This is a genomic window from Streptomyces lusitanus, from assembly GCF_042647945.1.
Lineage (GTDB): Bacteria > Actinomycetota > Actinomycetes > Streptomycetales > Streptomycetaceae > Streptomyces > Streptomyces pseudogriseolus.
In genome coordinates this window covers 1-23545 of sequence record NZ_JBHRWL010000002.1, presented here as the reverse complement: position 1 = coordinate 23545, position 23545 = coordinate 1, and the positions used below count along the sequence as shown (strand labels likewise).

The following is a 23545-nucleotide window of genomic DNA, read 5'->3' as shown; positions in this document are numbered from 1 at the left end:
AAGATGCGCCCCATGAGCTTTGGGCAGGGGGGGTCCTCACAGCAGTGGGATCCCTGGAAACCGAATTCCCAGCAGCAGCCGTGGAGCGGCGGCAGCGCCGGCGGGTCACCCGACTGGGCCGCGCTCGCCGACGCGTCCGAGGCGCGCGCCAAGCGGCGCCGGCTGCTGTTCATAGGCGGCGGCGCACTCGCCGCCGTGGCGATAGGCACCGCCGTGGCGGTCGCCGTCGTGTCCGCGGGCGGCTCCAACCAGGCCTCCCCGGGCGCCGAGTCGCAGCTGCCCGGCGTCTCCGACCTGCCGAGCCAGACCGGCACGGTGCCGTCGTTCGAGCCGACGAGCGCGCCGCCCCCGCTGGACCCGAAGGACTTCGTCGCCAGCGCCCAGAAGGACAAGGCGCCGCTGAGCCCCGACATCCTGTTCCCGGGCACGCAGCTGACCATGGGCGACACGGTCTACAAGAAGGGCCCGACCGCCGACACCAAGAACTGCGCGTCCGCGGCGAAGGCCACGCTCCCCAAGGTCCTCACCGGCAACGACTGCACGCGGCTGATCCGCGTCACCTACAGCCGGGACGGCGTGGCGGTGACGGTCGGCGTGGCGGTCTTCGCGACCGAGGCGCAGGCGACGAAGGCCAAGCAGCAGGCGGACGCGAAGAGCATCGTGAAGTCGCTGTCGGGCGGCGGGGTGAAGGACTTCTGCGTCGGCGCGGTCTGCCGCTCCACCACCAACGCCTACGGCCGCTACGCCTACTTCACGCTGACCGGCTTCACCAGCGGCAAGGACGTGACGGAGAAGGACAAGGCCGTCTTCAAGACCGGCGACGACCTCCAGGAGTTCACGTACCGTCAGATCCGCCGCAGGGGCGAGGCCCAGGCGTCGGCGGCGGCGGTCGGCTGACCCAGGGCCTTTCGTTCGGATCAGGCCGGGCGCGTCAGCAGCAGCCGGCCGACGGCAGCGTCCGCTTGTTGCGCGCCTCGGCGCTGCGGGCCGCGAGGAGTTCGTCGGCCGGGTAGCCGACCTCCTCCAGGGTCAGGCCGTGCGGGCGTACGACATGGACCGCCGAGTCCCGTACGCCCGCCGCCAGGACCTTCGCGGGCCAGTCCGGCGTGCGGTGCCCGTCGCCCACGAACAGCAGCGCGCCGATCAGCGAGCGCACCATGTTGTGACAGAAGGCGTCGGCCCGCACGGTGGCGGTGACGATCCCGTCCTCGCCGCGCACGAGACTCAGCTCCTGCAACGTCCGGATGGTGGTCGCGCCCTCCCGCTTCTTGCAGTAGGCGGCGAAGTCGTGCTCGCCCAGCAGCCCCCGCGCCGCCTCGTTCATGGCGTCCACGTCCAGCGGCCAGTCGTGCCACAGCACGTGGTTGCGCAGCAGCGGGTCGACGCCGCCGGGGTTGTCGGTGACGCGGTAGGCGTAGCGCCGCCAGATCGCGGAGAAACGCGCGTCGAAGCCCGCCGGGGCCTCCCGCAACGCCCACACCCGCACGTCCTTCGGCAGCCGCCCGGCGAGCCGCTTCAGCAGCTTCGGCCGGTGCTCGGCCCAGACCTCCCGCGGCAGATCGACATGCGCGACCTGTCCGCGCGCGTGCACGCCGGCGTCGGTCCGCCCCGCCACGGTCAGCTCGTACGTCGTCGCGGACCGCGTCACGGTCCGCAGGGCGTCCTCGATCTCCCCCTGCACGGTCCGCCGCCCCCCGGCCTGCTTGGCCCACCCGGAGAACTCGGTCCCGTCATAGGAAAGATCCAGCCGAACCCGCACCACACCACTCACCCAGATCTCCCTCGTACAACGAAAGCGGGCCCGCTCCTGTAAAAGAAGCGGGCCCGACAACACCCCTCAAGGGGCGCGGGGAACTGCGCGCCAAGCCACGACGAACGCCGCAGCCGCACTCGCACAGCCCCCGGCAGACGCTTACGCGTCCTTCGACTCCTCGGCAGGAGCCTCAGCAGCCTCAACGGCCTCCGCGTCCTTGGCGGACCGCTTGGTCGCGGCCTCGGCCTCGCCGACCGCGGCCTGCTGCACCGTCAGCGCCTCGACCAGCTCGATGACGGCCATGGGCGCGTTGTCGCCACGGCGGTTACCGATCTTGGTGATGCGGGTGTAGCCACCGGGACGGTTCTCGTACCGCGGGCCGATCTCGGTGAAGAGCGTGTGCACGATGCTCTTGTCCGTGATCACCTGGAGCACCTGACGGCGGTTGTGAAGGTCGCCCTTCTTCGCCTTGGTGACCAGACGCTCGGCGTACGGACGCAGCTTGCGCGCCTTCGCCTCGGTGGTGGTGATGCGGCCGTGCTCGAAAAGCGCCTTCGCGAGGTTCGCGAGCATGAGCTTCTCGTGCGCGGCGCTGCCGCCCAGACGGGCACCCTTGGTGGGCCTCGGCATGGTGTATCTCCTAGGTGTCTGCCCCGGCCGTATCAGGTACCGGAGTCAGTATCCGAGCAGGCGGTCGCCTGTCGGAGATCCGGGGCGCCTTGCGACGCCCCGGAGGGTCCGCGCCCCGAAGGGGCGCGGGGAACTGCGCGACCAGCCACAGCCGGCCGGCAGCCGAATCAGTACTGCTCGGTCTCCACGAAGCCCGCGTCCGCGTCGTCATCGGCGCCGAAGGCGTCAGCCGCAGCGGTCGGGTCGAACCCGGGAGGCGAGTCCTTCAGCGCGAGCCCCATACCGGCGAGCTTGGCCTTGACCTCGTCGATGGACTTCGCACCGAAGTTCCGGATGTCCAGCAGGTCCGCCTCGGACCGCGCGACGAGCTCACCCACGGAGTGGATGCCCTCACGCTTGAGGCAGTTGTACGACCGGACGGTGAGCTCGAGCTCCTCGATCGGAAGCGCGAGGTCGGCCGCCAGCGCCGCGTCCGTCGGGGACGGACCCATGTCGATGCCCTCGGCGTCGATGTTCAGCTCGCGGGCGAGACCGAACAGCTCGACCAGGGTCTTGCCGGCCGACGCCATGGCGTCACGCGGCCGCATGGCCTGCTTGGTCTCGACGTCGACGATCAGCTTGTCGAAGTCGGTCCGCTGCTCGACACGGGTGGCCTCGACCTTGTACGTGACCTTGAGAACCGGCGAGTAGATCGAGTCGACCGGGATGCGCCCGATCTCCTGACCGACCTGCTTGTTCTGCACGGCGGAGACGTAGCCGCGACCGCGCTCGACGGTCAGCTCCATCTCCAGCTTGCCCTTGCCGTTGAGCGTGGCGAGGACGAGGTCGGGGTTGTGCACCTCGACACCGGCCGGGGGCGCGATGTCGGCGGCGGTGACCAGACCCGGGCCCTGCTTGCGCAGGTACATCACGACCGGCTCGTCGTGCTCGGACGACACGACCAGCTGCTTGATGTTGAGGATCAGGTCGGTGACGTCCTCCTTGACGCCCGGCACGGTGGTGAACTCGTGCAGGACGCCGTCGATGCGGATGCTGGTGACAGCGGCACCGGGGATCGACGACAGGAGGGTGCGGCGGAGGGAGTTGCCGAGGGTGTAGCCGAAGCCCGGCTCCAGCGGCTCGATCACGAACCGGGAGCGGAATTCGTCGACGACCTCTTCGGTCAACGAGGGACGCTGAGCGATCAGCATGAGTGGATCAGATCCTTCTTTCGTGGACGCCCGCTATTTGACGTCCGACGGGAACCGCACCCGGTGACAAGTGCGGGTACTGCAAGGGTACGGGCGATACGGCCCTTACGAGCCGTACCGCCCGGAACCCGAAGCCTGCGCGAAGCAGCCGTGCGTCAGACGCGACGACGCTTCGGCGGACGGCAGCCGTTGTGCGGGGTCGGGGTGACGTCCTGGATGGAGCCGACCTCGAGGCCCGTGGCCTGCAGGGAGCGGATGGCGGTCTCACGACCGGAACCCGGACCCTTGACGAACACGTCGACCTTGCGCATGCCGTGCTCCTGGGCGCGGCGGGCGGCCGACTCGGCGGCCATCTGCGCGGCGAACGGCGTGGACTTCCGGGAGCCCTTGAAGCCGACGTGGCCGGCGGAGGCCCAGGAGATCACGTTGCCCGACGGGTCCGTGATCGAGACGATCGTGTTGTTGAACGTGCTCTTGATGTGCGCGTGGCCGTGAGCGACGTTCTTCTTTTCCTTGCGGCGCACCTTCTTGGCAGCGCCCTGACGACCCTTGGGGGGCATCTGTACTCCTACGGGAGGTGGTCGGTCCTACAGCGAAGACCGCTGGACGGCGAAGTCCGCTGAGGACTACTTCTTGCCCGGCTTCTTCTTGCCGGCGATGGCGCGACGCGGGCCCTTGCGGGTACGCGCGTTGGTGCTGGTGCGCTGACCGCGGACGGGGAGACCGCGACGGTGACGCAGACCCTGGTAGGTGCCGATCTCGACCTTGCGGCGGATGTCGGCCTGGATCTCGCGACGGAGGTCACCCTCGGTCTTGATGTTGTTGTCGACGTACTCGCGGATCGCGACCAGCTGCTCTTCGGTCAGGTCGCGGACGCGGGTGTTCGGGTCGACGCCGGTGGCGGCCAGCGTCTGCTGCGAAAGGGTCCGGCCGATGCCGAACACGTAGGTGAGGGCGATCTCCACGCGCTTTTCGCGCGGGATGTCAACACCGGAAACGCGTGCCATTCAATGGCTCCAGTTGGTTGTCGGAGGTCTTCCACAGAACCGGCTCCCCGCCCGCCGTACCAGGTACGGGCCGGGTCCCCGGCCTCCGAGCCGGGGGTGTCGAGCCGTGCGGCTCGGGTCCTGCGTATGAACGTGTGTTGCTCGCGTCGCGCGAAGTCTGCGGGAGGCGCAGAGGGTGGATCAGTGCTGCGGTCAGCCCTGGCGCTGCTTGTGGCGCGGGTTGTCGCAGATGACCATGACCCGACCGTGACGGCGGATCACCCTGCACTTGTCGCAGATCTTCTTGACGCTCGGCTTGACCTTCATGGGATGTGAGGTTCTCCGGGTCAGTGCCATCACCCCGGCGGGCCGGGGCGCGGGCAAGATCTACTTGTACCGGTAGACGATCCGGCCACGCGTGAGGTCGTACGGAGACAGCTCCACCACGACCCGGTCGTCAGGGAGGATGCGGATGTAGTGCATGCGCATCTTGCCGCTGATGTGTGCCAGGACCTGGTGGCCGTTCTGGAGCTCGACCCTGAACATGGCGTTCGGCAGAGACTCGACGACAGTGCCCTCGATCTCGATGGCACCTTGCTTCTTGGCCACGCTTCGCCCTTCGAATCGACTACCTTGATCGACTCTTCAGTACACCGTGACCACATGCGGACATGCGGGTGCACCAGAGCCGACGAGTCAGTCTACGTCAGCGCACCCGGAAACACGAATCGAAGAATCCTGCCCCACCCGGGAGATCCTTAACCGAGCGGGTCGGTGGCGGCGGACGCGGCGAGGACCGGTCTCAGGCCAGCGGGTCCGGCGCCGCCGTGACGCCCAGCTCCGCCAGCTTCGCCTTGCCCCCGTCGGGGGCCGTCAGGACCAGGGGGCCCTGCTCGGTCAGGGCCACCGAGTGCTCCCAGTGGGAGGACCAGGTGCCGTCGGTGGTGATGACCGTCCAGTCGTCGGAGAGGACCTCGGTGCGCGGGGTGCCGAGGGAGACCATCGGCTCGATCGCCAGGCAGAAGCCGGGGACCAGCTTCGGCCCCTTGCCGCGCTTGCGGTCGACGTAGTTCAGCAGGTGCGGGTCCATGTGCATCTCGGTGCCGATGCCGTGGCCGCCGTAGTCCTCGATGATCCCGTACTTGCCGCCGCCGGGCTTCGGCTGGCGGCGGATGTACGTCTCGATCGCGCGGGAGACGTCGACCAGCCGGTTGCCCTGCTTCATCGCCGCGATGCCGGCCCACATCGACTCCTCGGTGACCCGGGAGAGCTCGATCAGCTCCGGGGAGTGACCGGAGCCGACGAAGGCGGTGTAGGCGGCGTCGCCGTGCCAGCCGTCGACGATGGCGCCGCAGTCGATGGAGATGATGTCCCCGTCCTTGAGCACCACGTCGTCGGACGGGATGCCGTGCACCACGACCTCGTTCACCGAGGTGCAGATGGTGGCGGGGAAGCCGCCGTAGCCGAGGAAGTTCGGCTTGGCGTTGTGCTCGGCGAGCACCTTGCGGGCGACCTGGTCCAGATCCTTGGTGGACGCCCCGGGCACGGCCGCCTCGCGGGTGGCCGCGTGGATGGCGGCGACGACCAGCCCCGCCTCGCGCATCTTGGCGATCTGCTCAGGGCTCTTGATCTGCACCATGGGGACGACGGCCTTTCTGGACCAGTGGGGTACGGACGCTTCCAACGATACGGGCGGGCGCCGCCCGGCTGCCGCGCGGACGGCGGCACCGACCCCGCCCACGCCACAGCCGCGGCTCCTCGGGAGGAACCGCGGCTGTGCAGGGCGGCGGAACGGACTACTGGCCGCTCTTCAGCGCCTCCAGCGCCCGGCCGGTGACCTCGTCGACGGGACCCATCGCGGAGATGGTCACCACCAGGCCCTGGGCCCGGTAGTAGTCGATGATCGGTTCGGTCTGCGTGTGGTAGACCTCCAGGCGCGTGCGGACGGTCTCCTCGGAGTCGTCGTCGCGCTGGTACAGCTCGCCGCCGCAGTGGTCGCAGACGCCGTCCTGCTTCGGCGGGCTGTAGGTGACGTGGAAGACGTGCGCGGAGTCCTTGCGGCAGACACGCCGCCCGGCGATCCGCTTCACGACCTCGTCCTCGGGGGCCTCGAGGTCGAGCACCGCGTCCAGCTTGATGCCCTCGGTCTTCAGCAGCTCGTCCAGCGCCTCGGCCTGCGACACGTTGCGCGGGAAGCCGTCCAGCAGGAAGCCGCCCTCGGCGTCGGGCTGCGCCATGCGGTCCTTGGCCATGGCGATGGTGACCTCGTCGGGGACGAGGTTCCCGGCGTCCATGTAGGACTTGGCGAGCTTGCCGAGCTCGGTCTGCCGGCTGATGTTGGCGCGGAACAGGTCGCCCGTGGAGATGTGCGGGATGCGCAGTTTCTCGGCAAGGCGGGTTGCCTGTGTGCCCTTCCCAGCACCCGGCGGCCCGACGAGGACGATTCGCATCAGCGGAGGAACCCTTCGTAATTGCGCTGCTGGAGCTGGCTCTCGATCTGCTTCACCGTCTCGAGACCGACACCCACGATGATCAGGATGCTCGTCCCGCCGAACGGGAAGTTCTGGTTTGCCCCGAAACCAACCAACGCCATCGTCGGTACGAGAGCGATCAGACCCAAGTACAGCGAACCCGGCCAGGTGATCCGGTTGAGTACGTAGCTCAGGTACTCAGCGGTCGGTCGGCCAGCCCGGATGCCCGGGATGAAGCCACCATACTTCTTCATGTTGTCCGCGACTTCCTCGGGGTTGAACGAGATGGCCACGTAGAAGAACGCGAAGAAGACGATGAGCAAGAAGTACAGCGTCACGTAGATCGGGTGGTCACCGCGGACGAGGTGCGACTCGATCCAGGTCTTCCAGCCCGAGGTGCCGCTGGAGAACTGCGCGATCAGCGCCGGGATGTACAGCAGCGACGAGGCGAAGATGACCGGGATCACACCGGCCTGGTTGACCTTCAGCGGGATGTAGGTCGACGTGCCGCCGTAGCTGCGGCGGCCGATCATGCGCTTCGCGTACTGGACGGGGATCCGGCGCTGGGCCTGCTCGACGAAGACGACCAGGCCGACCATGACCAGGCCGACGGCGATGACGGTGCCGAACTCGATCCAGCCGCCCGCCAGGCTGCCCTGCTCCTTGATGGCCCACAGGGCGGAGGGGAAGGTGGCGGCGATCGAGATGAACATCAGGATCGACATGCCGTTGCCGATGCCGCGGTCGGTGATCAGCTCACCGAGCCACATGACCACGGCCGTGCCGGCGGTCATGGTGATGACCATGGTGATGGTCACGAAGATCGACTGGTCCGGGACGATCTGGCTCGCGACCGGGCAGCCCTGGAAGAGGGCGCCGCTGCGGGCGGTGGCCACCAGGCCGGTGCCCTGGAGGATGGCGAGCGCGACCGTCAGGTAACGCGTGTACTGCGTGATCTTCGCCGTGCCGGCCTGCCCCTCCTTCTTCAGGGCTTCCAGGCGCGGGATCACCACGGTCAGCAGCTGCAGAATGATGCTCGCGGTGATGTACGGCATGATGCCGAGCGCGAAGACCGTGATCTGGAGCAGCGCGCCGCCGCTGAACATGTTCACCAGACCGAACAGGCCCTGGTTCGCCTGGGCGGCGTCGATACAGGTCTGGACGTTCCGGTAGTCGACACCCGGGATGGGGATGTGCGTACCGACGCGGTACACCACGATGATGCCGAGCGTGAAGAGCAGCTTCTTGCGCAGGTCGGGCGTCTTGAACGCCCGGGCGAACGCGGTGAGCACGGTGCCTCCTGCGACCCCCCGCGCAACTGCGTCAAGGGTGATGGTCTGAGATTCCGACTGAGGACGAATTCTTAACGGTCAACTGCCGCCCTGAGTGCCCCGCGTGGGGCTCCCGAGGTGAATGGGCAGCGCAGGCCACCTTACCGGCGACACCACCGCCCTAGGAACGACCAACCGGGGATACCCCATTTGTGGGGTATCCCCGGTCGGGATCGCTCTATGTCATCGAGACACCTGACGGGGTCAGACGAGCTCGGTGACGGTACCGCCGGCGGCGGTGATCTTCTCCTTGGCGGAGCCGGAGACGGCGTCGACCGTCACCTGCAGCGCCACGGAGATCTCGCCCTGGCCCAGGACCTTGACGAGGCTGTTCTTGCGCACGGCACCCTTGGCGACCAGGTCCTCGACCGTGACCTCTCCGCCCTCGGGGTAGAGGGAGGCGAGCTTGTCCAGGTTCACGACCTGGTACTCGGTCTTGAACGGGTTCTTGAAGCCCTTCAGCTTCGGGAGACGCATGTGGAGGGGCATCTGGCCACCCTCGAAGCGCTCCGGAACCTGGTAACGGGCCTTGGTGCCCTTCGTACCACGACCGGCCGTCTTACCCTTCGACGCCTCACCACGACCCACACGGGTCTTGGCGGTCTTGGCGCCCGGGGCGGGACGGAGGTTGTGGATCTTGAGCGGGTTGTTCTCCGCCATGATCAGTCGACCTCCTCGACCGTCACGAGGTGGCGGACGGTGTGCACCATGCCGCGGAACTCGGGGCGGTCCTCCTTGACGACCACGTCGTTGACCCTCTTCAGGCCGAGCGAACGCAGGGTGTCACGGTGGTTCTGCTTGCTGCCGATGTAGGACTTGACCTGCGTGATCTTGAGCTGCGCCATGATCACACACCCGCCCCGGCACGCGCACGCAGCAGGGCCGCGGGGGCGACGTCCTCGAGCGGCAGACCGCGGCGGGCCGCGATCTCCTCGGGACGCTGCAGGCCCTTCAGGGCCTCCACGGTCGCGTGCACGATGTTGATCGCGTTGTCGGAGCCGAGCGACTTCGACAGCACGTCGTGGATACCGGCGCACTCGAGCACGGCGCGCACCGGACCACCGGCGATCACACCGGTACCGGGCGACGCGGGCTTGAGCAGCACGACGCCGGCAGCCTTCTCACCCTGGATGGGGTGCGGGATGGTGCCCTGGATGCGGGGGACCTTGAAGAAGTGCTTCTTGGCCTCCTCAACGCCCTTGGCGATGGCGGCCGGCACCTCCTTGGCCTTGCCGTATCCGACACCCACGGTGCCGTCACCGTCGCCCACCACGACCAGCGCGGTGAAGCTGAAGCGACGACCACCCTTCACAACCTTGGCGACACGATTGATCGCGACGACGCGCTCGACGTACGCGGTCTTCTCGGCGGCAGCAGCGCCGCCGTCACGGCCCTTCCGGTCCCGCCGCTCGCCGCCACCGGCGCCGCCACCGCGGCGCTGGGGTCCAGCCATTGGATTACCTCTCTCTTTCCGCTAGCTTCAGCGGCTCAGAACTTGAGCCCGGCTTCGCGGGCGGCGTCCGCCAGGGCGGCGATGCGCCCGGCGTACTGGTTGCCACCACGGTCGAACACGACGGCCTCGACACCGGCGGCCTTGGCACGCTCGGCGACCAGGGCGCCGACCTGCTTGGCCTGCGCGGACTTGTCGCCCTCGCCGCCGCGGATCGACGCGTCCAGGGTGGACGCCGACGCCAGGGTGTGACCCTTCAGGTCGTCGATCACCTGCGCCACGATGTGGCGGTTGGAACGGGTCACGACCAGGCGAGGACGCTCGGCGGTGCCGGCGACCTTCTTGCGGATCCGGATGTGACGGCGCTTGATAGCAGCACGCTTGTACGCGTCGCCCTTGAGGATCTTCTGCCCGTATGCCATGGCTTACTTACCCGCCTTTCCGACCTTGCGGCGGATGACTTCGCCCTCGTACTTGACGCCCTTGGCCTTGTACGGGTCGGGCTTGCGCAGCTTGCGGATGTTGGCCGCAACCTCGCCGACCTTCTGCTTGTCGATGCCCTCGACCGAGAACCGGGTCGGGGTCTCCACCTTGAAGGTGATGCCCTCGGGGGCCTCGACCGTGATCGGGTGGCTGTAGCCGAGGGAGAACTCCAGGTTCGAACCCTTGGCGACAACGCGGTAACCGACACCGCTGATCTCGAGCTTCTTCACGTAACCCTGGGTCACGCCGGTGATCATGTTCGCCACCAGCGTGCGGGACAGGCCGTGCAGGGCCTTGTTCTGACGCTCGTCGTTGGGGCGGGTGACGTTCAGAACGCCGTCCTCACCCTTGGCGATCTCGATCGGCGCCACGACGGTGTGGGTCAGGCTGCCCTTGGGGCCCTTGACCGAGACCGTACGGCCGTCGATGGTGACGTCCACGCCGGCGGGAACCGCGATGGGGAGCTTGCCGATGCGCGACATAGCTGTTTCCTCCGTTCCCTTCTGCTACCAGACGTAGGCGAGGACTTCCCCACCCACGCCCTTCTTGCCGGCCTGCTTGTCGGTGAGGAGCCCGTGCGACGTGGAGATGATGGCCACGCCCAGGCCGCCGAGCACCTTCGGCAGGTTGGTGGACTTCGCGTACACCCGGAGACCGGGCTTGGAGATCCGCTTGATGCCCGCGATGGAGCGCTCACGGTTGGGGCCGAACTTCAGCTCCAGGACGAGGTTCTTGCCGACCTCGGCGTCCTCGACCTTCCAGCCCGTGATGAAGCCCTCCTGCTGGAGGATCTCCGCGATGTGCGACTTGATCTTCGAGTGCGGCATCGACACGGTGTCGTGGTATGCCGAGTTCGCGTTCCGCAGACGCGTAAGCATGTCTGCGATCGGATCAGTCATGGTCATGAATTGGCCTTCGGCCTCTCTCGCCGGGGTTTCCTGGTGCGCCATCCCTCTCCCCGATCCGAGACGGGACGGGTGCGGCGCGGTGGACCTACGGCGTAGTAAGCAAACATTGGCGGGCGGCTGCCCGCGTGGCGTACGGGCACGGCAGGCGCCCAACCCCACAAGCCTAAGCCATGTGGAGCGGGCCCCCTGCCGTTTCCCTTGCTTACCGAGAGCCCTGGGAGTCCGGGATGACCCGGATTACCAGGAGCTCTTGGTCACGCCCGGCAGCTCGCCGCGGTGAGCCATCTCACGAAGGCACACGCGGCACAGGCCGAACTTGCGGTACACGGAGTGCGGACGGCCGCAGCGCTGGCAGCGGGTGTAGCCACGCACACCGAACTTGGGCTTGCGAGCAGCCTTCGCGATGAGAGCCTTCTTCGCCATCTCGCTCACGCCTCCTTGAACGGGAAGCCGAGGTGACGGAGAAGGGCACGGCCCTCTTCGTCGTTGGTCGCCGTGGTGACCACGGTGATGTCCATACCCCGGACGCGGTCGATCTTGTCCTGGTCGATCTCGTGGAACATGACCTGCTCCGTGAGACCGAAGGTGTAGTTGCCACGGCCGTCGAACTGCTTGGGGGACAGGCCGCGGAAGTCGCGGATGCGCGGCAGCGCGAGCGACAGGGTGCGGTCCAGGAACTCCCACATGCGGTCGCCACGGAGCGTGACGTGGGCACCGATCGGCTGGCCCTCACGCAGCTTGAACTGCGCGATGGACTTGCGGGCCTTGGTGACGGCCGGCTTCTGACCGGTGATCGTGGTGAGGTCGCGGATGGCGCCCTCGATCAGCTTGGAGTCGCGGGCGGCGTCGCCCACACCCATGTTGACCACGATCTTGACGAGGCCGGGAACCTGCATGACGTTCTCGTAGGAGAACTGCTCGCGCAGCTTGCCCGCGATCTCCTCGCGGTACTTCGTCTTCAGACGCGGAGTGGTGGTGGTCGTCATCAGATGTCCTCACCCGTCCGCTTGGCAACGCGGATCTTGTTGCCTTCGTCGTCGAAGCGGTAACCGACGCGCGTGACGACCTTCTTGCCGTCCTTCTCCACGACCAGCTGGACGTTGGAGACGTGGATCGGGGCCTCGGTGGTGACGATGCCGCCGGCCTGGGAACCGCGAGCCGTCGGACCGGCCTTGGTGTGCTTCTTGACCCGGTTGACACCCTCGACCAGGACGCGCTGCTCGCGCGGGAAAGCGGCAATGACCTTGCCCTGCTTGCCCTTGTCCTTGCCGGTGATGACCTGGACCAGGTCGCCCTTCTTGATCTTCATGCTCACAGCACCTCCGGCGCGAGGGAGATGATCTTCATGAACTTCTTCTCGCGCAGCTCACGGCCCACCGGGCCGAAGATACGGGTGCCACGAGGGTCGCCGTCGTTCTTGAGAATGACGGCGGCGTTCTCGTCGAAGCGGATGTACGAGCCGTCCGGACGGCGGCGCTCCTTGACGGTGCGAACGATGACCGCCTTGACGACGTCACCCTTCTTCACGTTGCCACCGGGGATCGCGTCCTTGACGGTGGCGACGATGACGTCACCGATACCCGCGTAGCGGCGACCGGAGCCACCGAGCACACGGATGCAGAGGATCTCCTTCGCACCCGTGTTGTCGGCGACACGCAGTCGCGACTCCTGCTGGATCACGTCTATCTCCTGAATGTCTGCCGGTTCCCCGGGAGCCGCTCGGCGAGCGGCTCCCGGAGCCTGGCGGAACTGTCCTGCGAGGAATGCCCCGCAGGAGATTTACTTGGCCTTCTCGAGGATCTCGACGACGCGCCAGTGCTTCGTGGCGGACAGCGGCCGGGTCTCCATCAGGAGGACGCGGTCGCCGACGCCGGCGGCGTTCTGCTCGTCGTGGGCCTTGAGCTTGCTCGTGCTGCGGATGACCTTGCCGTACAGCGCGTGCTTCTTGCGGTCCTCGACGGCGACGACGACGGTCTTGTCCATCTTGTCGCTGACGACGATGCCCTCACGGGTCTTGCGGAAGCCCCGAGCCTCAGTGTTCGTCTCAGTCACGTTGTTCTCGCTCATCAGGCGCTCTCCACCGTCTCGATGCCCAGCTCGCGCTCACGCATCAGGGTGTAGATCCGCGCGATGTCCTTGCGGACGGCCTTGAGCCGACCGTGGTTCTCGAGCTGACCCGTGGCCGCCTGGAAGCGGAGGTTGAACAGCTCTTCCTTGGCCTCGCGGAGCTTCGCCAGAAGCTCCTCGTTGCCCAGCTCGCGCAGCTCTGACGCCTTGGTACCGGCCGACATCACGCTTCACCTGCCTCGCGCTTGACGATCTTGCACTTCATCGGCAGCTTGTGAGCCGCACGGGTCAGGGCCTCGCGCGCGATCTTCTCGTTGGGGTACGACAGCTCGAACATGACGCGTCCGGGCTTGACGTTGGCCACCCACCACTCCGGGGAGCCCTTACCGGAACCCATGCGGGTCTCGGCCGGCTTCTTGGTGAGGGGGCGGTCCGGGTAAATGTTGATCCAGACCTTGCCACCACGCTTGATGTGGCGGGTCATGGCGATACGAGCCGCTTCGATCTGGCGGTTCGTCACGTACGCCGGGGTGAGCGCCTGGATGCCGTACTCGCCGAACGCAACCTGCGTGCCACCCTTCGACATGCCGTTGCGCTTCGGGTGGTGCTGCTTGCGGTGCTTGACCCTACGGGGGATCAGCATGGTGGTCAGGCCTCCGTTCCGGTGCTCTCAGCCGGAGCGGCCGCCGGAGCCTCGGCCTTGGGGGCCTCGGCAGCGGGAGCCTGCTGCGGCTTGCGACCGCGACCGCCACGCTCGCCACCGCGGCCACCACGGGCCGGGCGGTCGGCACCGCCACGGGCCGGGCGGTTGCCGGCGCGGGCAGCGGCGTTCTCGGCGCGGACCTCGGCGATGTTCTTGACGTCGCCCTTGTAGATCCAGACCTTCACGCCGATGCGGCCGAAGGTCGTCTTGGCCTCGAAGAAGCCGTAGTCCACGTTCGCGCGGAGCGTGTGCAGGGGCACGCGGCCCTCGCGGTAGAACTCCGAGCGGGACATCTCGGCGCCGCCGAGGCGGCCACCGCACTGGATCTTGATGCCCTTGGCGCCCGCCTTCATGGCCGACTGCATGCTCTTGCGCATGGCGCGGCGGAAGGAGACGCGGGAGGAGAGCTGCTCGGCGACGGCCTGGGCGACCAGCTGAGCGTCGGTCTCGGGGTTCTTGACCTCGAGGATGTTCAGCTGGACCTGCTTGCCGGTGAGCTTCTCGAGGTCGCCGCGGATGCGGTCGGCCTCGGCGCCGCGGCGGCCGATCACGATGCCCGGACGCGCGGTGTGGATGTCCACACGCACACGGTCACGGGTGCGCTCGATCTCGACCTTGGAGATGCCGGCGCGCTCCATGCCGGACGTCATCATCCGACGGATGGCGACGTCTTCCTTGACGTAGTCCTTGTACAGCTTGTCGGCGTACCAACGCGACTTGAAGTCGGTCGTGACACCGAGCCGGAACCCATGCGGGTTAACCTTCTGGCCCATTACCGGGTTCCTTCCTTGCTGCTGACGACCACGGTGATGTGGCTGGTCCGCTTGCGGATCCGGTAGGCGCGGCCCTGGGCCCGCGGACGGAACCGCTTCAGGGTCGGGCCCTCGTCGACGTAGGCCTCGGAAATGAAGAGGCTGTCGACGTCGGTGTGGTCGTAGTTGTGCGCGGCGTTGGCAATGGCGCTGTCCAGCACCTTGCCCACCGGAACCGAGGCTGCCTGCGGAGCGAATCGCAGGACGGCCTGGGCCTCCGTGGCGTCCATGCCACGGATGAGGTCCACCACGCGGCGGGCCTTCATGGGCGTGACGCGGATGTACCGCGCCTGGGCCCTGGCTTCCATGGTTGTCCTTCCAGTTACTTACGTGTCTGTTGCGATCCGCGCCCTAGCGGCGCTTCGACTTCCGGTCTTCCTTGACGTGACCCCGGAAGGTCCGCGTCGGCGAGAACTCGCCGAGCTTGTGACCGACCATCGACTCGGTGACGAACACCGGGATGTGGGTCTTGCCGTTGTGCACCGCGATCGTGTGGCCGAGCATCGCCGGGACGATCATGGAGCGGCGGGACCAGGTCTTGATGACGTTCTTGGTACCGGCTTCGTTCTGGGCGTCCACCTTCTTCATCAGGTGGTCGTCGACGAAGGGTCCCTTCTTCAAGCTACGAGGCATCTCAACCCGTCCTTAGCGCTTCTTGTTCGTCTTGCGGCGGCGGACGATGTACTTGTTCGACGCCTTCTTGGGCGAACGAGTACGGCCTTCCTTCTTGCCCCACGGGGACACGGGGTGGCGACCGCCGGAGGTGCGGCCCTCACCACCACCGTGCGGGTGGTCGACCGGGTTCATGACGACACCACGGACGGTCGGGCGGACGCCCAGCCACCGCTTACGGCCGGCCTTGCCCCAGTTGATGTTCGACTGCTCGGCGTTGCCGACCTCGCCGACGGTGGCGCGGCAGCGGACGTCGACCAGGCGGATCTCACCGGACGGCATGCGCAGGTGGGCCATCTGGCCCTCCTTCGCGAGCAGCTGCACCGAGGCGCCGGCGGAGCGGGCGAACTTGGCGCCGCCGCCGGGACGCAGCTCGATGGCGTGCAGCGTCGTACCGACCGGGATGTTGCGCAGGGCGAGGTTGTTGCCCGGCTTGATGTCGGCCCCGGGGCCGTTCTCCACGCGGTCGCCCTGGCTGAGGCCACGCGGCGCGAGGATGTAGCGCTTCTCGCCGTCCGCGTAGTGCAGGAGCGCGATGCGCGCGGTGCGGTTGGGGTCGTACTCGATGTGCGCGACCTTCGCCGGCACGCCGTCCTTGTCGTGACGACGGAAGTCGATCACTCGGTAGGCGCGCTTGTGGCCACCGCCCTGGTGGCGGACGGTCACACGACCGGAATTGTTACGGCCGCCCTTGCTGTGCAGGGGACGGACCAGCGACTTCTCCGGCGTGGACCGCGTGACCTCGACGAAGTCGGCGACGCTGGAGCCACGACGGCCCGGAGTCGTCGGCTTGTACTTGCGGATACCCATTGTCTCTCAGTCCTCGGAAGCTATTCCGAAATCTGGACGATCCCGCCCGCTTACGCGGTCGGACCGCCGAAGATGTCGATACGGTCGCCCTCGGCGAGGGTCACGATCGCGCGCTTGGTGGCGGCACGCTGGCCGAACCCGGTGCGGGTCCGCTTGCGCTTGCCGACGCGGTTGATCGTGTTGACCCCGGTGACCTTGACCTCGAAGACCGCCTGGACGGCCTCCTTGATCTGGGTCTTGTTGGCACGCGGGTCGACGAGGAACGTGTACTTGTTCTCGTCGATGAGCGCGTAGCTCTTCTCGGACACGACCGGCTTCAGCAGGACGTCACGGGGGTCCGTGTACGCCTTGCTCGCCGGGGTGACGACGGTGTTCTTGCCTTCGGCCTCGTGGCGACGCGCCTTGGCGACGCGCGCAGCCTTGGCCGCCTTGGCGGCCTTCGAGGCGATCGAGGGGTGACGGGCAGCCATCAGACCTCGCTCCCTTCGTTGTCGTTGGCCTTGTTCGGGCCGGCGACGAAGGACTCGAAAGCGGCCTTGGTGAAGACCACGTCGTCCGAGACGAGAACGTCGTACGTGTTCAGCTGGCCCGGCTCCAGGATGTGGACCTGGGGCAGGTTGCGGGCGGACAGCCACGCGGCCTCGTCGGCGCGGTCGACGACCAGGAGCAGGTTCTTGCGCTCCGAGATCTTGCCGAACAGCGTCTTGGCGGCCTTGGTGGACGGGGTCTCGCCCTCGACCACGCCGGTGACGACGTGGATGCGGTTGTGGCGCGCCCGGTCGGTGAGGGCGTGACGCAGGGCGGCAGCCTTCATCTTCTTGGGCGTGCGCTGCGAGTAGTCGCGCGGCACGGGACCGTGCACGACGCCACCACCGGCGAACTGCGGGGCGCGGGTCGAGCCCTGACGGGCGCGGCCGGTGCCCTTCTGGCGGTACGGCTTCTTGCCGCCACCACGGACCTCGCCACGGGTCTTCGTCTTGTGCGTGCCCTGGCGGGCAGCGGCCAGCTGTGCGACGACGACCTGGTGGATCAGCGGAACGCTGACCTTCTCGACGTCGAAGATCTCCGCGGGGAGCTCGACGGAACCGGCCTTGTCGCCCGCCGGCGAAAGGATGTCAACAGTGCTCATCGGTTACCTCAGGCCCCCTTGGCCGCGGTGCGGACCAGGACGAGGCCGCCGTTCGGACCGGGAACCGCGCCCTTGATGAGCAGCAGACCCTTCTCCGCGTCAACGGCGTGGACGGTCAGGTTCTGGGTGGTGACCCGCTCGTTGCCCATGCGACCCGCCATGCGGAGGCCCTTGAACACACGGCCCGGGGTGGCGCAGCCACCGATGGAACCGGGCGAGCGGTGCTTGCGCTGGGTGCCGTGACCGGCGCCGAGGCCCTTGAAGTTGTGACGCTTCATGACACCGGCGAAGCCCTTGCCCTTGCTCTTGCCGGTCACGTCGACCTTCACGCCGGCCTCGAACACCTCGGCGGTGATCTCCTGGCCCAGCGTGTACTCGGAGGCGTCCGACGTGCGGATCTCGACGAGGTGACGACGGGGGGTGACGTCGGCCTTGGCGAAGTGACCCTTGAGGGGCTTGTTCACCTTGCGCGGGTCGATCTCGCCGAAGGCGATCTGGACGGACTCGTAGCCGTCGACGTCGTTCGTGCGGACCTGGGTGACGACGTTGGGGCCGGCCTTGACGACGGTGACCGGGACGACGCGGTTGTTCGCGTCCCACACCTGCGTCATGCCGAGCTTCTCGCCCAGGATGCCCTTGATCTGCTTAGCCATCTCTTCAGATCACCGGCCTCAGAGCTTGATCTCGATGTCGACACCGGCCGGGAGGTCGAGTCGCATCAGAGAGTCAACGGTCTTGGGGGTCGGGTCGAGGATGTCGATCAGGCGCTTGTGCGTGCGCATCTCGAAGTGCTCGCGCGAGTCCTTGTACTTGTGCGGCGACTTGATGACGCAGTACACGTTCTTCTCAGTGGGCAGCGGCACCGGGCCCGCGACCGACGCACCAGTGCGCGTCACCGTCTCGACGATCTTCTTCGCCGAAGAGTCGATGACCTCGTGGTCGTAGGCCTTGAGCCGGATGCGGATCTTCTGTCCCGCCATGGCTACTTCGTAGTCCTGTCTCTCTTTACGCTCTGGAACCCGGAGCGGCTTCCCCCCACCTCCGACCCACGCGGTCGGGCGTGTCGCACTCCCGCTGACACAGATGCCCCTTGTTCGAACATCCCTGCGGGATTGACACGGCCCTACCAGAACCGCGGACCGGGGGCGAAAGGCCCACCGGGCGCCTGGCCGGCGCCGCACCACACTTCCCGGAAGATTCCCGTACGTCCGCCCCTGATCAGGGACGACGAGTACTGTGGGACTCGCTTCCGGTCCTCCCGGCGGGAGGCGCGCAGCATCAACACTCGACCGAGCAACTCGGACAGTCTGCCATAGAGGGCGGGGGGCTGGCCAATCGAGCGGAAGAGAGTACCCCTAGGGGGGTCGCGGGCAAACCCTGTGGGCTTACGGGGCGCGTCTCCTGCCCTCAGGCCGGTACCGACGACGCGCCGCGGACGTCAGCACACCCGGTCTACCTGTACCAGTCCTCGCCGGCACTTCCCAGCGCACTGCGCAGATAGCTCTCCAGGTTGGGTGAGACGAAGTTCCGACTGTCCGTCTCGTGGTCCCAGACGAAGACCTCATTGCGCTCCGGAACCCGAACGAAAGCGAACTGGTCACCCCCGCCGTTGTCGCCGAAGAACATCAGCGGATCGAACGCCATGTAGAGCGAGCGAAATTGCTCGTCTCCACGAAAATGCCTGTTGTCGTCCAGGATGCGCTCGGCCGACCAGACGACGTCGGTTCCGTACTCGTCCGTCAATCCGTCGCTCTCTTGGAGGAACGACCGCAGATCCGACGGGAGCGACTGCCCGAGCTCACTCTCGATCCGGTCCAGAAGGGACGGGTCGGCGGGGCCGTCGGACTCCGCCGACGGGAACGACTCGATAAGGTCACGCCACATATTCCAAGCCAATCTTGTCGAATTCGGCTACCGGATTCTCGGACTGAACCAGTTTCCGAGCATATCATCGACTTTCGTCACCTGATCCAATACTTCTTGCCTGGTCGGATTCGGATTGGCGTCGTAGAACCTGTTCCATTCGACCCGTATCTGGCTCAGGTGAATCTTGCTGTTGATGTCCCCCTTGGGTATCCCGCGCAAATTCTCAAGGGAATGCATCTCGTCCGCCGAGAAGAGGCCCGGATACCTCTTGAGTACCTGCTGCTCGATCGCATGGTGCACGACGACCTTGCCCTTGAGGTGGGGGTGGGCGTCGAAGAACGTCTTCTTGTAGTTGTGACTCGTGGTGCTTCCCACAGATGCTTCGGCTCGTGTGGGCACGTTCGGTCCGAGAACGGTCTCGTTCCTGGCCGCAGCCAGCTTGGCCGCGTCCTCGCAGGGCGTCAGTCCCAGCGGGTCCGACCAGGTCAGCGGGTTGGAGACGTAGGCGACCGGGTTGAGTCCCGCTGCCAGGCCCAACGGGTCACCGCTGAGGTAACGCGCTGTCTCAGGGTCGTAGTGACGGAAGACGTTGTAGTGCAGGCCGGTCTCGGGGTCGAAGTACTGCCCGGGGAACCGCAGCGGCGTGTACGCGCTCGCGGAGCGGTTCCACATCGTGTTGCCCCAGAGCGTCGCCCGTGACTTCCACACGATCTCGCCCTCACCGCTGACGAGTTCCGTGGGGGCGCCGACGAGGTCGGTGACGATGCCGAAGAAACGGCGATCGATCTCGTCCTGCGGTGTCTCGGCGTCGAGGATGCGTTCCGTCTGTGCGATCGGCCGGTACCCCTCGTGATCCCAGGTCACCACCACGGTGTGCGGCTGGCCGGCGGACCAGGTCGTCTGTTCGCAGAGCGTGGTGCCGTCCCAGACGAAGTCCGTCCGCTCGACGACGGACACGCCGTCCTCCGCATGCCTCTGCTTGGCCATGCGGCGTCCCAGCGGGTCGTACAGGTATGTCCACCGTGTGCCGTCCGGTGTCGTGACCGCCGTCAGCCGGTCTTCGGCGTCCCATTCGTACAGCCAGGTTTCACGCTTGCGTGACAGACGTGTCTTCTGGCGAAGAGTGACACGTCCTTGGGCGTCGTACTCGTACCGCACCTGGCCCGCCTTCACGAGGCGCGTGCCGCGGTAACGGCGGTCACCCGCGGCCTCCGGAGCCGGAAGCCCGGTCGGCCATGAGGCGTACGTCACGTTGCCCTGCGGGTCGTAGTCATACCGCTCGCCGCCCAAGGGCCCATCCACGGAGGTGACGCGGCCGGTCGCGCCGGTCTCGTATCGGCTGACGACGGCGCCTTCGCTCTCCACGGCGCTGAGGTGCCCCTCGGGGCTGAAGTGGTAGCGGCGCGTGCTCATGGTGCGGCCGCGGTGAGTGAGCGTCTGGGAACGCCTGCGCCCGACCGGGTCGTACGTGTGAGCGAGCGCGATGTGGTCACCGATGTGGCGCACCAGCTCCCGCCCTGCCCCGTCCCGGTCGAAGCGAACCACCTGGCCCGAGCTGACGAGTTCCGCCGCGCTGCCGGCGGCGTCGTAACTCCAGCTGCTCACCGCACCACTGGGTGTCGTCCGGGTACGGCGGTTACCCACGGGATCGTAGGTGTGCGTGAGGCGCCGGCTGTTCGTCGTTTCCGCGAGCACCCTCCCCACCTCGTCCCGTTCCATGGCGACGACGGCGTCCGGACCTGCCGCTTCCACAAGACGACCGCACAGGTCGTAACGGAAGGAGATGTCCTTCCCGTCGACGTGCCGGTGGACCACACGGCCGAGGACGTCGTACTCGGTGCGAACGGTCTGGTCGAGGGAGTTCGTACGCTCGACGAGTTGCCCGGCAAGATCGTAGGAGTAGCGGGTGGTGACGCCGTCGAAGTCCGTTTCAGACACCAGGCGCCCCGCGGCGTCGTACTCGTAGGTCCACTCATGACCGACGGCCACGGTGACCCCGGTCAGACGAAGGTCGGCGTCATAGGTGTACGTGGTACGGGCCCCGGCGGGGTCGGTCATCGCCGCCGGCAGGTCGAAGTGGGTGTATTCGTAGGTCGTCACATGCCCTGCGGTGTCCTCGTGACGAACACAGTTGCCCTCGCCGTCATAGGCCCATGTCTCTGTACCGTCCGCGTCCGTCTGCCGGGTGAGCAGTCCTTCCGGAGTCCACTCGAGTTCTGTGACGCTGCCGAGTTGGTCGGTCAGTTTCACGGTGCGGCCGAAGGCATCTCGTTCGTGCCGGACCGTTCCGCGCAGTGGGTCCGTGATCTCCAGGGGCAGCCCCGCTCGGTCGGTCCGGATCACCGTGGTCCGGCCGAGCGGATCGGTCACCGCGCACAGGTGGCCGTCGGTCGTGTACGAGTACCGTGACGTGGCGCCATCGGGATCGGTCACGGCCGTGCGGTTTCCTCGTTCGTCGTAGTCGCTCCGCACAGTGGCGCCGTCGGGCAGAGTGACCAGCACAGGCAGTCCGAGATCGTTGTAGGTGTAGGTGGTGCGTTCCCCGTCAGGACGGACGATCTCTGTGGGACGCCCTTGACCGTCGTACGTCACTCGCGTCGTCCGGCCCAGAGGGTCCGTGTGCGAGAGCAGGTGGTGGTGGACGTCGTACGTCCTCGTCGTGCATGCGCCGACCGCGTTGACCTCGGCGACGACCTGCGAGTCGGCGTTGACGACGTAGCGATTCACCGTGCCGTCACCACTGGTCACGGTCGTGACCCTGTGCCCGGGCCAGTCGTCGTCGATGCCGTCGTAGACGAAGGTATGGGAGACGTGCCCCGCCTCCCCGCCCTGGGCGGTACAGCGGTCCTGGGTGTCGTAGCTGTACCGGTAGCGACTGCCGTTGGTGTCGGTCCATTGCGCGATGCGCAACCGCTCGTCGTAGGTGAAGGTGAGCGGAACCTGGGAGGATCCGATCACTCCTGTGAGGCAGTCCTCCGTGTAGAGGAACCGCTTCACGGTGACATCCGCTCCCTGGGCGCCGGCTCCGCGCAGAATCAGTTCGGTGACTCTGCCGTCGTCCACGGTGAAGGCAAGGTGGTATCCACCGGAGTGACGCATGGCCTCGGGAGTACCGTCCGCCCTGTAGTCGAACGTGATGGTGTTTCCATTGCGGTCACTGATCTTCTGAAGCGGCGCGAGTCCCTCGGCAGGGCGTGCGAAACAGCGCGTGTGCGAGGTCTCGGGGTCGAGTATCTCGATGCCCCCGCCCTCGACGACGGTGAGCGGCCATCGCGGCCCTTGCCGCGGGTAGGCAGGAACGCCGACGGCTGAGGGCATCTCGTACGACAGCAGCATGCCGTCCTCGGTGACGAGGACGACGCCCTCGTCGGACACCTCCAGTCGCTGATCCAGCGTGGACGACCAGGTGGGTCCGAACCACCAGCCACAGCGGTAGTTCGACGCGGCGCGACGCACGAATGTCAGGGGCAAGGTACCGGGGAGTTCCACGTCGGTTTGCTGCATGTACATCGCTCCGGTGGCAACGTCGACCGGGTCCCCGCAGCCGAAGATCTTGGTTCTCATGCGGCTGAAAGCACCCGCGGCGCCTTCCCCCAGGAGAGACCTGGCCCCTTTACCCAGCCCCTTGACTCCGAGCGCCATTCCCTTGAGCCCCATGGAGCCCAGGCTTTTCATCCCCTTGGCGAGTCCGCCGAGGGTGGTGAGCCCCTTCATTCCGGGTATGCAGTCCAACGCTGCCAGCCCTACGTCCCACAGGGACGCCTGGCCTTTGCTGTATTTGTAGAGCGTGTCGGCGAGGACGACGAGGGCCGCGATGAGGACGATCGCGCCGAGGATCGGCCCGCCGATGATCATCGCGACGATGCCGACGACCGCCACCACGATCTTGCAGGCCGCGACGATGTTGTCCCAGTTGTCGGTGAACCAGTCGCCGATCTCCTCCCACCACGACCGGTTCTGGATCCCCGCGTCGGAGGCCTCGTCAATCTTCGACTTCGCGTCCCGCGCCGCCTCCTCACGCATCTTCCGCGCGTCTGCGGCCATCTTCTTCGCCGCGTCCAGCGCGCTCTGCGCGGACGTCACGTCCGACTGCGCCTTCTCCTGCGCGCTCTTGGCGCTCTGCACGTCCCGCGTCGCGGCCCGCACCTTCGCCTCGTCGGGCTTGTCCGCGTCCGACTTCGACCCCGTCGGATCGTCCTTGTACTTGTCGGCCTCCTTCGTCGCCCGCCCCACCCACGACTCCGCCGACGCCAGCTTCGACTGCGCGGAGGAGAGATCCGCCTG

The 23545-nt window shown here is 67.1% G+C and carries 34 protein-coding genes; 1 reads left to right on the top strand and 33 read right to left on the bottom strand.

Translation table 11 applies throughout. From position 1 onward, the window contains the following. Positions 1-12: 12 nt before the first annotated feature. Positions 13-897, top strand: a complete 885-nt coding sequence (locus tag ACFOSY_RS01575; protein ID WP_394304901.1) for a hypothetical protein — start codon at positions 13-15, stop codon at positions 895-897. 34 nt (positions 898-931) lie between these two features. Here the strand turns inward: ACFOSY_RS01575 and truA are convergent, their stop codons facing one another. The 33 genes from truA to ACFOSY_RS01410 form a co-directional block, all read right to left on the bottom strand. Next, entirely contained in the window at positions 932-1771 is an 840-nt protein-coding gene (gene truA, locus ACFOSY_RS01570; protein ID WP_394304900.1) for a tRNA pseudouridine(38-40) synthase TruA, read from the bottom strand. A 141-nt stretch (positions 1772-1912) separates the two neighbouring features. After that, positions 1913-2383, bottom strand: a complete 471-nt coding sequence (gene rplQ / locus ACFOSY_RS01565) for a 50S ribosomal protein L17 (RefSeq protein WP_394304899.1) — start codon at positions 2381-2383, stop codon at positions 1913-1915. Between the two features lie 167 nt (positions 2384-2550). Then, positions 2551-3573: a DNA-directed RNA polymerase subunit alpha gene (locus ACFOSY_RS01560; protein WP_003966937.1), complete on the bottom strand. Its 1023-nt coding sequence runs from the start codon at positions 3571-3573 to the stop codon at positions 2551-2553. A gap of 155 nt (positions 3574-3728) precedes the next feature. Next, positions 3729-4133: a 30S ribosomal protein S11 gene (gene rpsK / locus ACFOSY_RS01555; protein ID WP_003956432.1), complete on the bottom strand. Its 405-nt coding sequence runs from the start codon at positions 4131-4133 to the stop codon at positions 3729-3731. A gap of 66 nt (positions 4134-4199) precedes the next feature. Further along, complete coding sequence (gene rpsM / locus ACFOSY_RS01550) at positions 4200-4580, bottom strand: 30S ribosomal protein S13 (RefSeq protein ID WP_006130767.1); 381 nt, start codon at positions 4578-4580, stop codon at positions 4200-4202. Positions 4581-4772: 192 nt separating this feature from the next. Beyond that, positions 4773-4886, bottom strand: coding sequence for a 50S ribosomal protein L36 (gene rpmJ, locus ACFOSY_RS01545; protein ID WP_003974245.1), 114 nt, complete (start codon positions 4884-4886; stop codon positions 4773-4775). Between the two features lie 60 nt (positions 4887-4946). Continuing rightward, complete coding sequence (infA, locus tag ACFOSY_RS01540) at positions 4947-5168, bottom strand: translation initiation factor IF-1 (RefSeq protein WP_004927214.1); 222 nt, start codon at positions 5166-5168, stop codon at positions 4947-4949. Between the two features lie 193 nt (positions 5169-5361). Further along, positions 5362-6198 (bottom strand): type I methionyl aminopeptidase, encoded by an 837-nt coding sequence (gene map, locus ACFOSY_RS01535; RefSeq protein WP_394304898.1) that lies wholly within the window; start codon positions 6196-6198, stop codon positions 5362-5364. Between the two features lie 157 nt (positions 6199-6355). After that, positions 6356-7009 carry an adenylate kinase gene (locus tag ACFOSY_RS01530; RefSeq protein WP_006130769.1) on the bottom strand — a complete coding sequence of 218 codons (654 nt, stop codon included), beginning with the start codon at positions 7007-7009 and terminating at the stop codon, positions 6356-6358. Next, entirely contained in the window at positions 7009-8322 is a 1314-nt protein-coding gene (gene secY, locus ACFOSY_RS01525; RefSeq protein ID WP_394304897.1) for a preprotein translocase subunit SecY, read from the bottom strand. The genes ACFOSY_RS01530 and secY overlap by 1 nt, the downstream gene beginning before the upstream one ends. 243 nt (positions 8323-8565) lie before the next feature. Beyond that, entirely contained in the window at positions 8566-9021 is a 456-nt protein-coding gene (gene rplO / locus ACFOSY_RS01520; RefSeq protein ID WP_006130771.1) for a 50S ribosomal protein L15, read from the bottom strand. 2 nt (positions 9022-9023) lie between these two features. Next, positions 9024-9206, bottom strand: a complete 183-nt coding sequence (gene rpmD, locus ACFOSY_RS01515) for a 50S ribosomal protein L30 (RefSeq protein ID WP_037929587.1) — start codon at positions 9204-9206, stop codon at positions 9024-9026. Between the two features lie 2 nt (positions 9207-9208). Then, positions 9209-9814 (bottom strand): 30S ribosomal protein S5, encoded by a 606-nt coding sequence (gene rpsE, locus ACFOSY_RS01510; RefSeq protein ID WP_004984517.1) that lies wholly within the window; start codon positions 9812-9814, stop codon positions 9209-9211. A gap of 35 nt (positions 9815-9849) precedes the next feature. Continuing rightward, a complete protein-coding gene (rplR, locus tag ACFOSY_RS01505; protein WP_004984518.1) occupies positions 9850-10233 on the bottom strand; it encodes a 50S ribosomal protein L18 in 384 nt (127 codons plus the stop codon). Positions 10234-10236: 3 nt separating this feature from the next. Further along, complete coding sequence (gene rplF, locus ACFOSY_RS01500) at positions 10237-10776, bottom strand: 50S ribosomal protein L6 (protein WP_004984519.1); 540 nt, start codon at positions 10774-10776, stop codon at positions 10237-10239. A gap of 24 nt (positions 10777-10800) precedes the next feature. Next, positions 10801-11199, bottom strand: a complete 399-nt coding sequence (rpsH, locus tag ACFOSY_RS01495) for a 30S ribosomal protein S8 (protein ID WP_006130772.1) — start codon at positions 11197-11199, stop codon at positions 10801-10803. Positions 11200-11439: 240 nt separating this feature from the next. After that, positions 11440-11625 carry a type Z 30S ribosomal protein S14 gene (locus ACFOSY_RS01490; RefSeq protein WP_003948630.1) on the bottom strand — a complete coding sequence of 62 codons (186 nt, stop codon included), beginning with the start codon at positions 11623-11625 and terminating at the stop codon, positions 11440-11442. A 5-nt stretch (positions 11626-11630) separates the two neighbouring features. Then, positions 11631-12188, bottom strand: coding sequence for a 50S ribosomal protein L5 (gene rplE / locus ACFOSY_RS01485; RefSeq protein ID WP_006130773.1), 558 nt, complete (start codon positions 12186-12188; stop codon positions 11631-11633). Beyond that, positions 12188-12511 carry a 50S ribosomal protein L24 gene (gene rplX / locus ACFOSY_RS01480; RefSeq protein ID WP_086699955.1) on the bottom strand — a complete coding sequence of 108 codons (324 nt, stop codon included), beginning with the start codon at positions 12509-12511 and terminating at the stop codon, positions 12188-12190. The genes rplE and rplX overlap by 1 nt, the downstream gene beginning before the upstream one ends. 2 nt (positions 12512-12513) lie before the next feature. Continuing rightward, on the bottom strand, positions 12514-12882 hold the full coding sequence (gene rplN / locus ACFOSY_RS01475) for a 50S ribosomal protein L14 (RefSeq protein WP_003998823.1): 369 nt from the start codon (positions 12880-12882) through the stop codon (positions 12514-12516). A gap of 99 nt (positions 12883-12981) precedes the next feature. Next, entirely contained in the window at positions 12982-13269 is a 288-nt protein-coding gene (gene rpsQ, locus ACFOSY_RS01470) for a 30S ribosomal protein S17 (RefSeq protein ID WP_006130775.1), read from the bottom strand. After that, a complete protein-coding gene (rpmC, locus tag ACFOSY_RS01465; protein WP_003974259.1) occupies positions 13269-13493 on the bottom strand; it encodes a 50S ribosomal protein L29 in 225 nt (74 codons plus the stop codon). The genes rpsQ and rpmC overlap by 1 nt, the downstream gene beginning before the upstream one ends. Next, the gene (gene rplP / locus ACFOSY_RS01460; RefSeq protein WP_004984526.1) at positions 13493-13912 is read right to left on the bottom strand and encodes a 50S ribosomal protein L16; all 420 of its coding nucleotides are present in this window, start codon (positions 13910-13912) and stop codon (positions 13493-13495) included. The genes rpmC and rplP overlap by 1 nt, the downstream gene beginning before the upstream one ends. A 5-nt stretch (positions 13913-13917) precedes the next feature. Beyond that, positions 13918-14745, bottom strand: a complete 828-nt coding sequence (gene rpsC, locus ACFOSY_RS01455) for a 30S ribosomal protein S3 (RefSeq protein ID WP_004927271.1) — start codon at positions 14743-14745, stop codon at positions 13918-13920. Then, positions 14745-15092, bottom strand: a complete 348-nt coding sequence (gene rplV, locus ACFOSY_RS01450) for a 50S ribosomal protein L22 (protein WP_006130776.1) — start codon at positions 15090-15092, stop codon at positions 14745-14747. The genes rpsC and rplV overlap by 1 nt, the downstream gene beginning before the upstream one ends. Before the next feature lie 43 nt (positions 15093-15135). After that, the gene (rpsS, locus tag ACFOSY_RS01445) at positions 15136-15417 is read right to left on the bottom strand and encodes a 30S ribosomal protein S19 (RefSeq protein ID WP_006130777.1); all 282 of its coding nucleotides are present in this window, start codon (positions 15415-15417) and stop codon (positions 15136-15138) included. A gap of 12 nt (positions 15418-15429) precedes the next feature. Continuing rightward, the gene (rplB, locus tag ACFOSY_RS01440; protein WP_006130778.1) at positions 15430-16266 is read right to left on the bottom strand and encodes a 50S ribosomal protein L2; all 837 of its coding nucleotides are present in this window, start codon (positions 16264-16266) and stop codon (positions 15430-15432) included. 50 nt (positions 16267-16316) lie between these two features. Beyond that, on the bottom strand, positions 16317-16736 hold the full coding sequence (rplW, locus tag ACFOSY_RS01435) for a 50S ribosomal protein L23 (protein WP_006130779.1): 420 nt from the start codon (positions 16734-16736) through the stop codon (positions 16317-16319). Next, a complete protein-coding gene (gene rplD, locus ACFOSY_RS01430) occupies positions 16736-17395 on the bottom strand; it encodes a 50S ribosomal protein L4 (RefSeq protein WP_006130780.1) in 660 nt (219 codons plus the stop codon). The genes rplW and rplD overlap by 1 nt, the downstream gene beginning before the upstream one ends. Before the next feature lie 8 nt (positions 17396-17403). Then, on the bottom strand, positions 17404-18048 hold the full coding sequence (gene rplC / locus ACFOSY_RS01425) for a 50S ribosomal protein L3 (RefSeq protein ID WP_006130781.1): 645 nt from the start codon (positions 18046-18048) through the stop codon (positions 17404-17406). An 18-nt stretch (positions 18049-18066) separates the two neighbouring features. Further along, positions 18067-18375, bottom strand: coding sequence for a 30S ribosomal protein S10 (gene rpsJ / locus ACFOSY_RS01420; protein ID WP_003948644.1), 309 nt, complete (start codon positions 18373-18375; stop codon positions 18067-18069). A gap of 472 nt (positions 18376-18847) precedes the next feature. Then, the gene (locus ACFOSY_RS01415; RefSeq protein WP_394304896.1) at positions 18848-19279 is read right to left on the bottom strand and encodes an SMI1/KNR4 family protein; all 432 of its coding nucleotides are present in this window, start codon (positions 19277-19279) and stop codon (positions 18848-18850) included. Positions 19280-19306: 27 nt separating this feature from the next. Then, positions 19307-23494, bottom strand: a complete 4188-nt coding sequence (locus ACFOSY_RS01410) for an RHS repeat-associated core domain-containing protein (RefSeq protein ID WP_394304895.1) — start codon at positions 23492-23494, stop codon at positions 19307-19309. Positions 23495-23545 lie beyond the last annotated feature (51 nt).

What these genes read in the sequence shown, in the direction of transcription:
- ACFOSY_RS01575 (WP_394304901.1), top strand. Translation starts at nt 13, where the DNA reads ATGAGCTTTGGGCAGGGGGGGTCCTCACAGCAGTGGGATCCCTGGAAA.
- rplQ (WP_394304899.1), bottom strand. Translation starts at nt 2,383, where the DNA reads ATGCCGAGGCCCACCAAGGGTGCCCGTCTGGGCGGCAGCGCCGCGCAC.
- ACFOSY_RS01560 (WP_003966937.1), bottom strand. Translation starts at nt 3,573, where the DNA reads ATGCTGATCGCTCAGCGTCCCTCGTTGACCGAAGAGGTCGTCGACGAA.
- rpsK (WP_003956432.1), bottom strand. Translation starts at nt 4,133, where the DNA reads ATGCCCCCCAAGGGTCGTCAGGGCGCTGCCAAGAAGGTGCGCCGCAAG.
- rpsM (WP_006130767.1), bottom strand. Translation starts at nt 4,580, where the DNA reads ATGGCACGCGTTTCCGGTGTTGACATCCCGCGCGAAAAGCGCGTGGAG.
- rpmJ (WP_003974245.1), bottom strand. Translation starts at nt 4,886, where the DNA reads ATGAAGGTCAAGCCGAGCGTCAAGAAGATCTGCGACAAGTGCAGGGTG.
- map (WP_394304898.1), bottom strand. Translation starts at nt 6,198, where the DNA reads ATGGTGCAGATCAAGAGCCCTGAGCAGATCGCCAAGATGCGCGAGGCG.
- ACFOSY_RS01530 (WP_006130769.1), bottom strand. Translation starts at nt 7,009, where the DNA reads ATGCGAATCGTCCTCGTCGGGCCGCCGGGTGCTGGGAAGGGCACACAG.
- rplO (WP_006130771.1), bottom strand. Translation starts at nt 9,021, where the DNA reads ATGGCGGAGAACAACCCGCTCAAGATCCACAACCTCCGTCCCGCCCCG.
- rpmD (WP_037929587.1), bottom strand. Translation starts at nt 9,206, where the DNA reads ATGGCGCAGCTCAAGATCACGCAGGTCAAGTCCTACATCGGCAGCAAG.
- rpsE (WP_004984517.1), bottom strand. Translation starts at nt 9,814, where the DNA reads ATGGCTGGACCCCAGCGCCGCGGTGGCGGCGCCGGTGGCGGCGAGCGG.
- rplR (WP_004984518.1), bottom strand. Translation starts at nt 10,233, where the DNA reads ATGGCATACGGGCAGAAGATCCTCAAGGGCGACGCGTACAAGCGTGCT.
- rplF (WP_004984519.1), bottom strand. Translation starts at nt 10,776, where the DNA reads ATGTCGCGCATCGGCAAGCTCCCCATCGCGGTTCCCGCCGGCGTGGAC.
- rpsH (WP_006130772.1), bottom strand. Translation starts at nt 11,199, where the DNA reads ATGACCATGACTGATCCGATCGCAGACATGCTTACGCGTCTGCGGAAC.
- ACFOSY_RS01490 (WP_003948630.1), bottom strand. Translation starts at nt 11,625, where the DNA reads ATGGCGAAGAAGGCTCTCATCGCGAAGGCTGCTCGCAAGCCCAAGTTC.
- rplE (WP_006130773.1), bottom strand. Translation starts at nt 12,188, where the DNA reads ATGACGACCACCACCACTCCGCGTCTGAAGACGAAGTACCGCGAGGAG.
- rplX (WP_086699955.1), bottom strand. Translation starts at nt 12,511, where the DNA reads ATGAAGATCAAGAAGGGCGACCTGGTCCAGGTCATCACCGGCAAGGAC.
- rpsQ (WP_006130775.1), bottom strand. Translation starts at nt 13,269, where the DNA reads ATGAGCGAGAACAACGTGACTGAGACGAACACTGAGGCTCGGGGCTTC.
- rpmC (WP_003974259.1), bottom strand. Translation starts at nt 13,493, where the DNA reads ATGTCGGCCGGTACCAAGGCGTCAGAGCTGCGCGAGCTGGGCAACGAG.
- rplP (WP_004984526.1), bottom strand. Translation starts at nt 13,912, where the DNA reads ATGCTGATCCCCCGTAGGGTCAAGCACCGCAAGCAGCACCACCCGAAG.
- rpsC (WP_004927271.1), bottom strand. Translation starts at nt 14,745, where the DNA reads ATGGGCCAGAAGGTTAACCCGCATGGGTTCCGGCTCGGTGTCACGACC.
- rplV (WP_006130776.1), bottom strand. Translation starts at nt 15,092, where the DNA reads ATGGAAGCCAGGGCCCAGGCGCGGTACATCCGCGTCACGCCCATGAAG.
- rpsS (WP_006130777.1), bottom strand. Translation starts at nt 15,417, where the DNA reads ATGCCTCGTAGCTTGAAGAAGGGACCCTTCGTCGACGACCACCTGATG.
- rplB (WP_006130778.1), bottom strand. Translation starts at nt 16,266, where the DNA reads ATGGGTATCCGCAAGTACAAGCCGACGACTCCGGGCCGTCGTGGCTCC.
- rplW (WP_006130779.1), bottom strand. Translation starts at nt 16,736, where the DNA reads ATGGCTGCCCGTCACCCCTCGATCGCCTCGAAGGCCGCCAAGGCGGCC.
- rplD (WP_006130780.1), bottom strand. Translation starts at nt 17,395, where the DNA reads ATGAGCACTGTTGACATCCTTTCGCCGGCGGGCGACAAGGCCGGTTCC.
- rplC (WP_006130781.1), bottom strand. Translation starts at nt 18,048, where the DNA reads ATGGCTAAGCAGATCAAGGGCATCCTGGGCGAGAAGCTCGGCATGACG.
- rpsJ (WP_003948644.1), bottom strand. Translation starts at nt 18,375, where the DNA reads ATGGCGGGACAGAAGATCCGCATCCGGCTCAAGGCCTACGACCACGAG.
- ACFOSY_RS01415 (WP_394304896.1), bottom strand. Translation starts at nt 19,279, where the DNA reads ATGTGGCGTGACCTTATCGAGTCGTTCCCGTCGGCGGAGTCCGACGGC.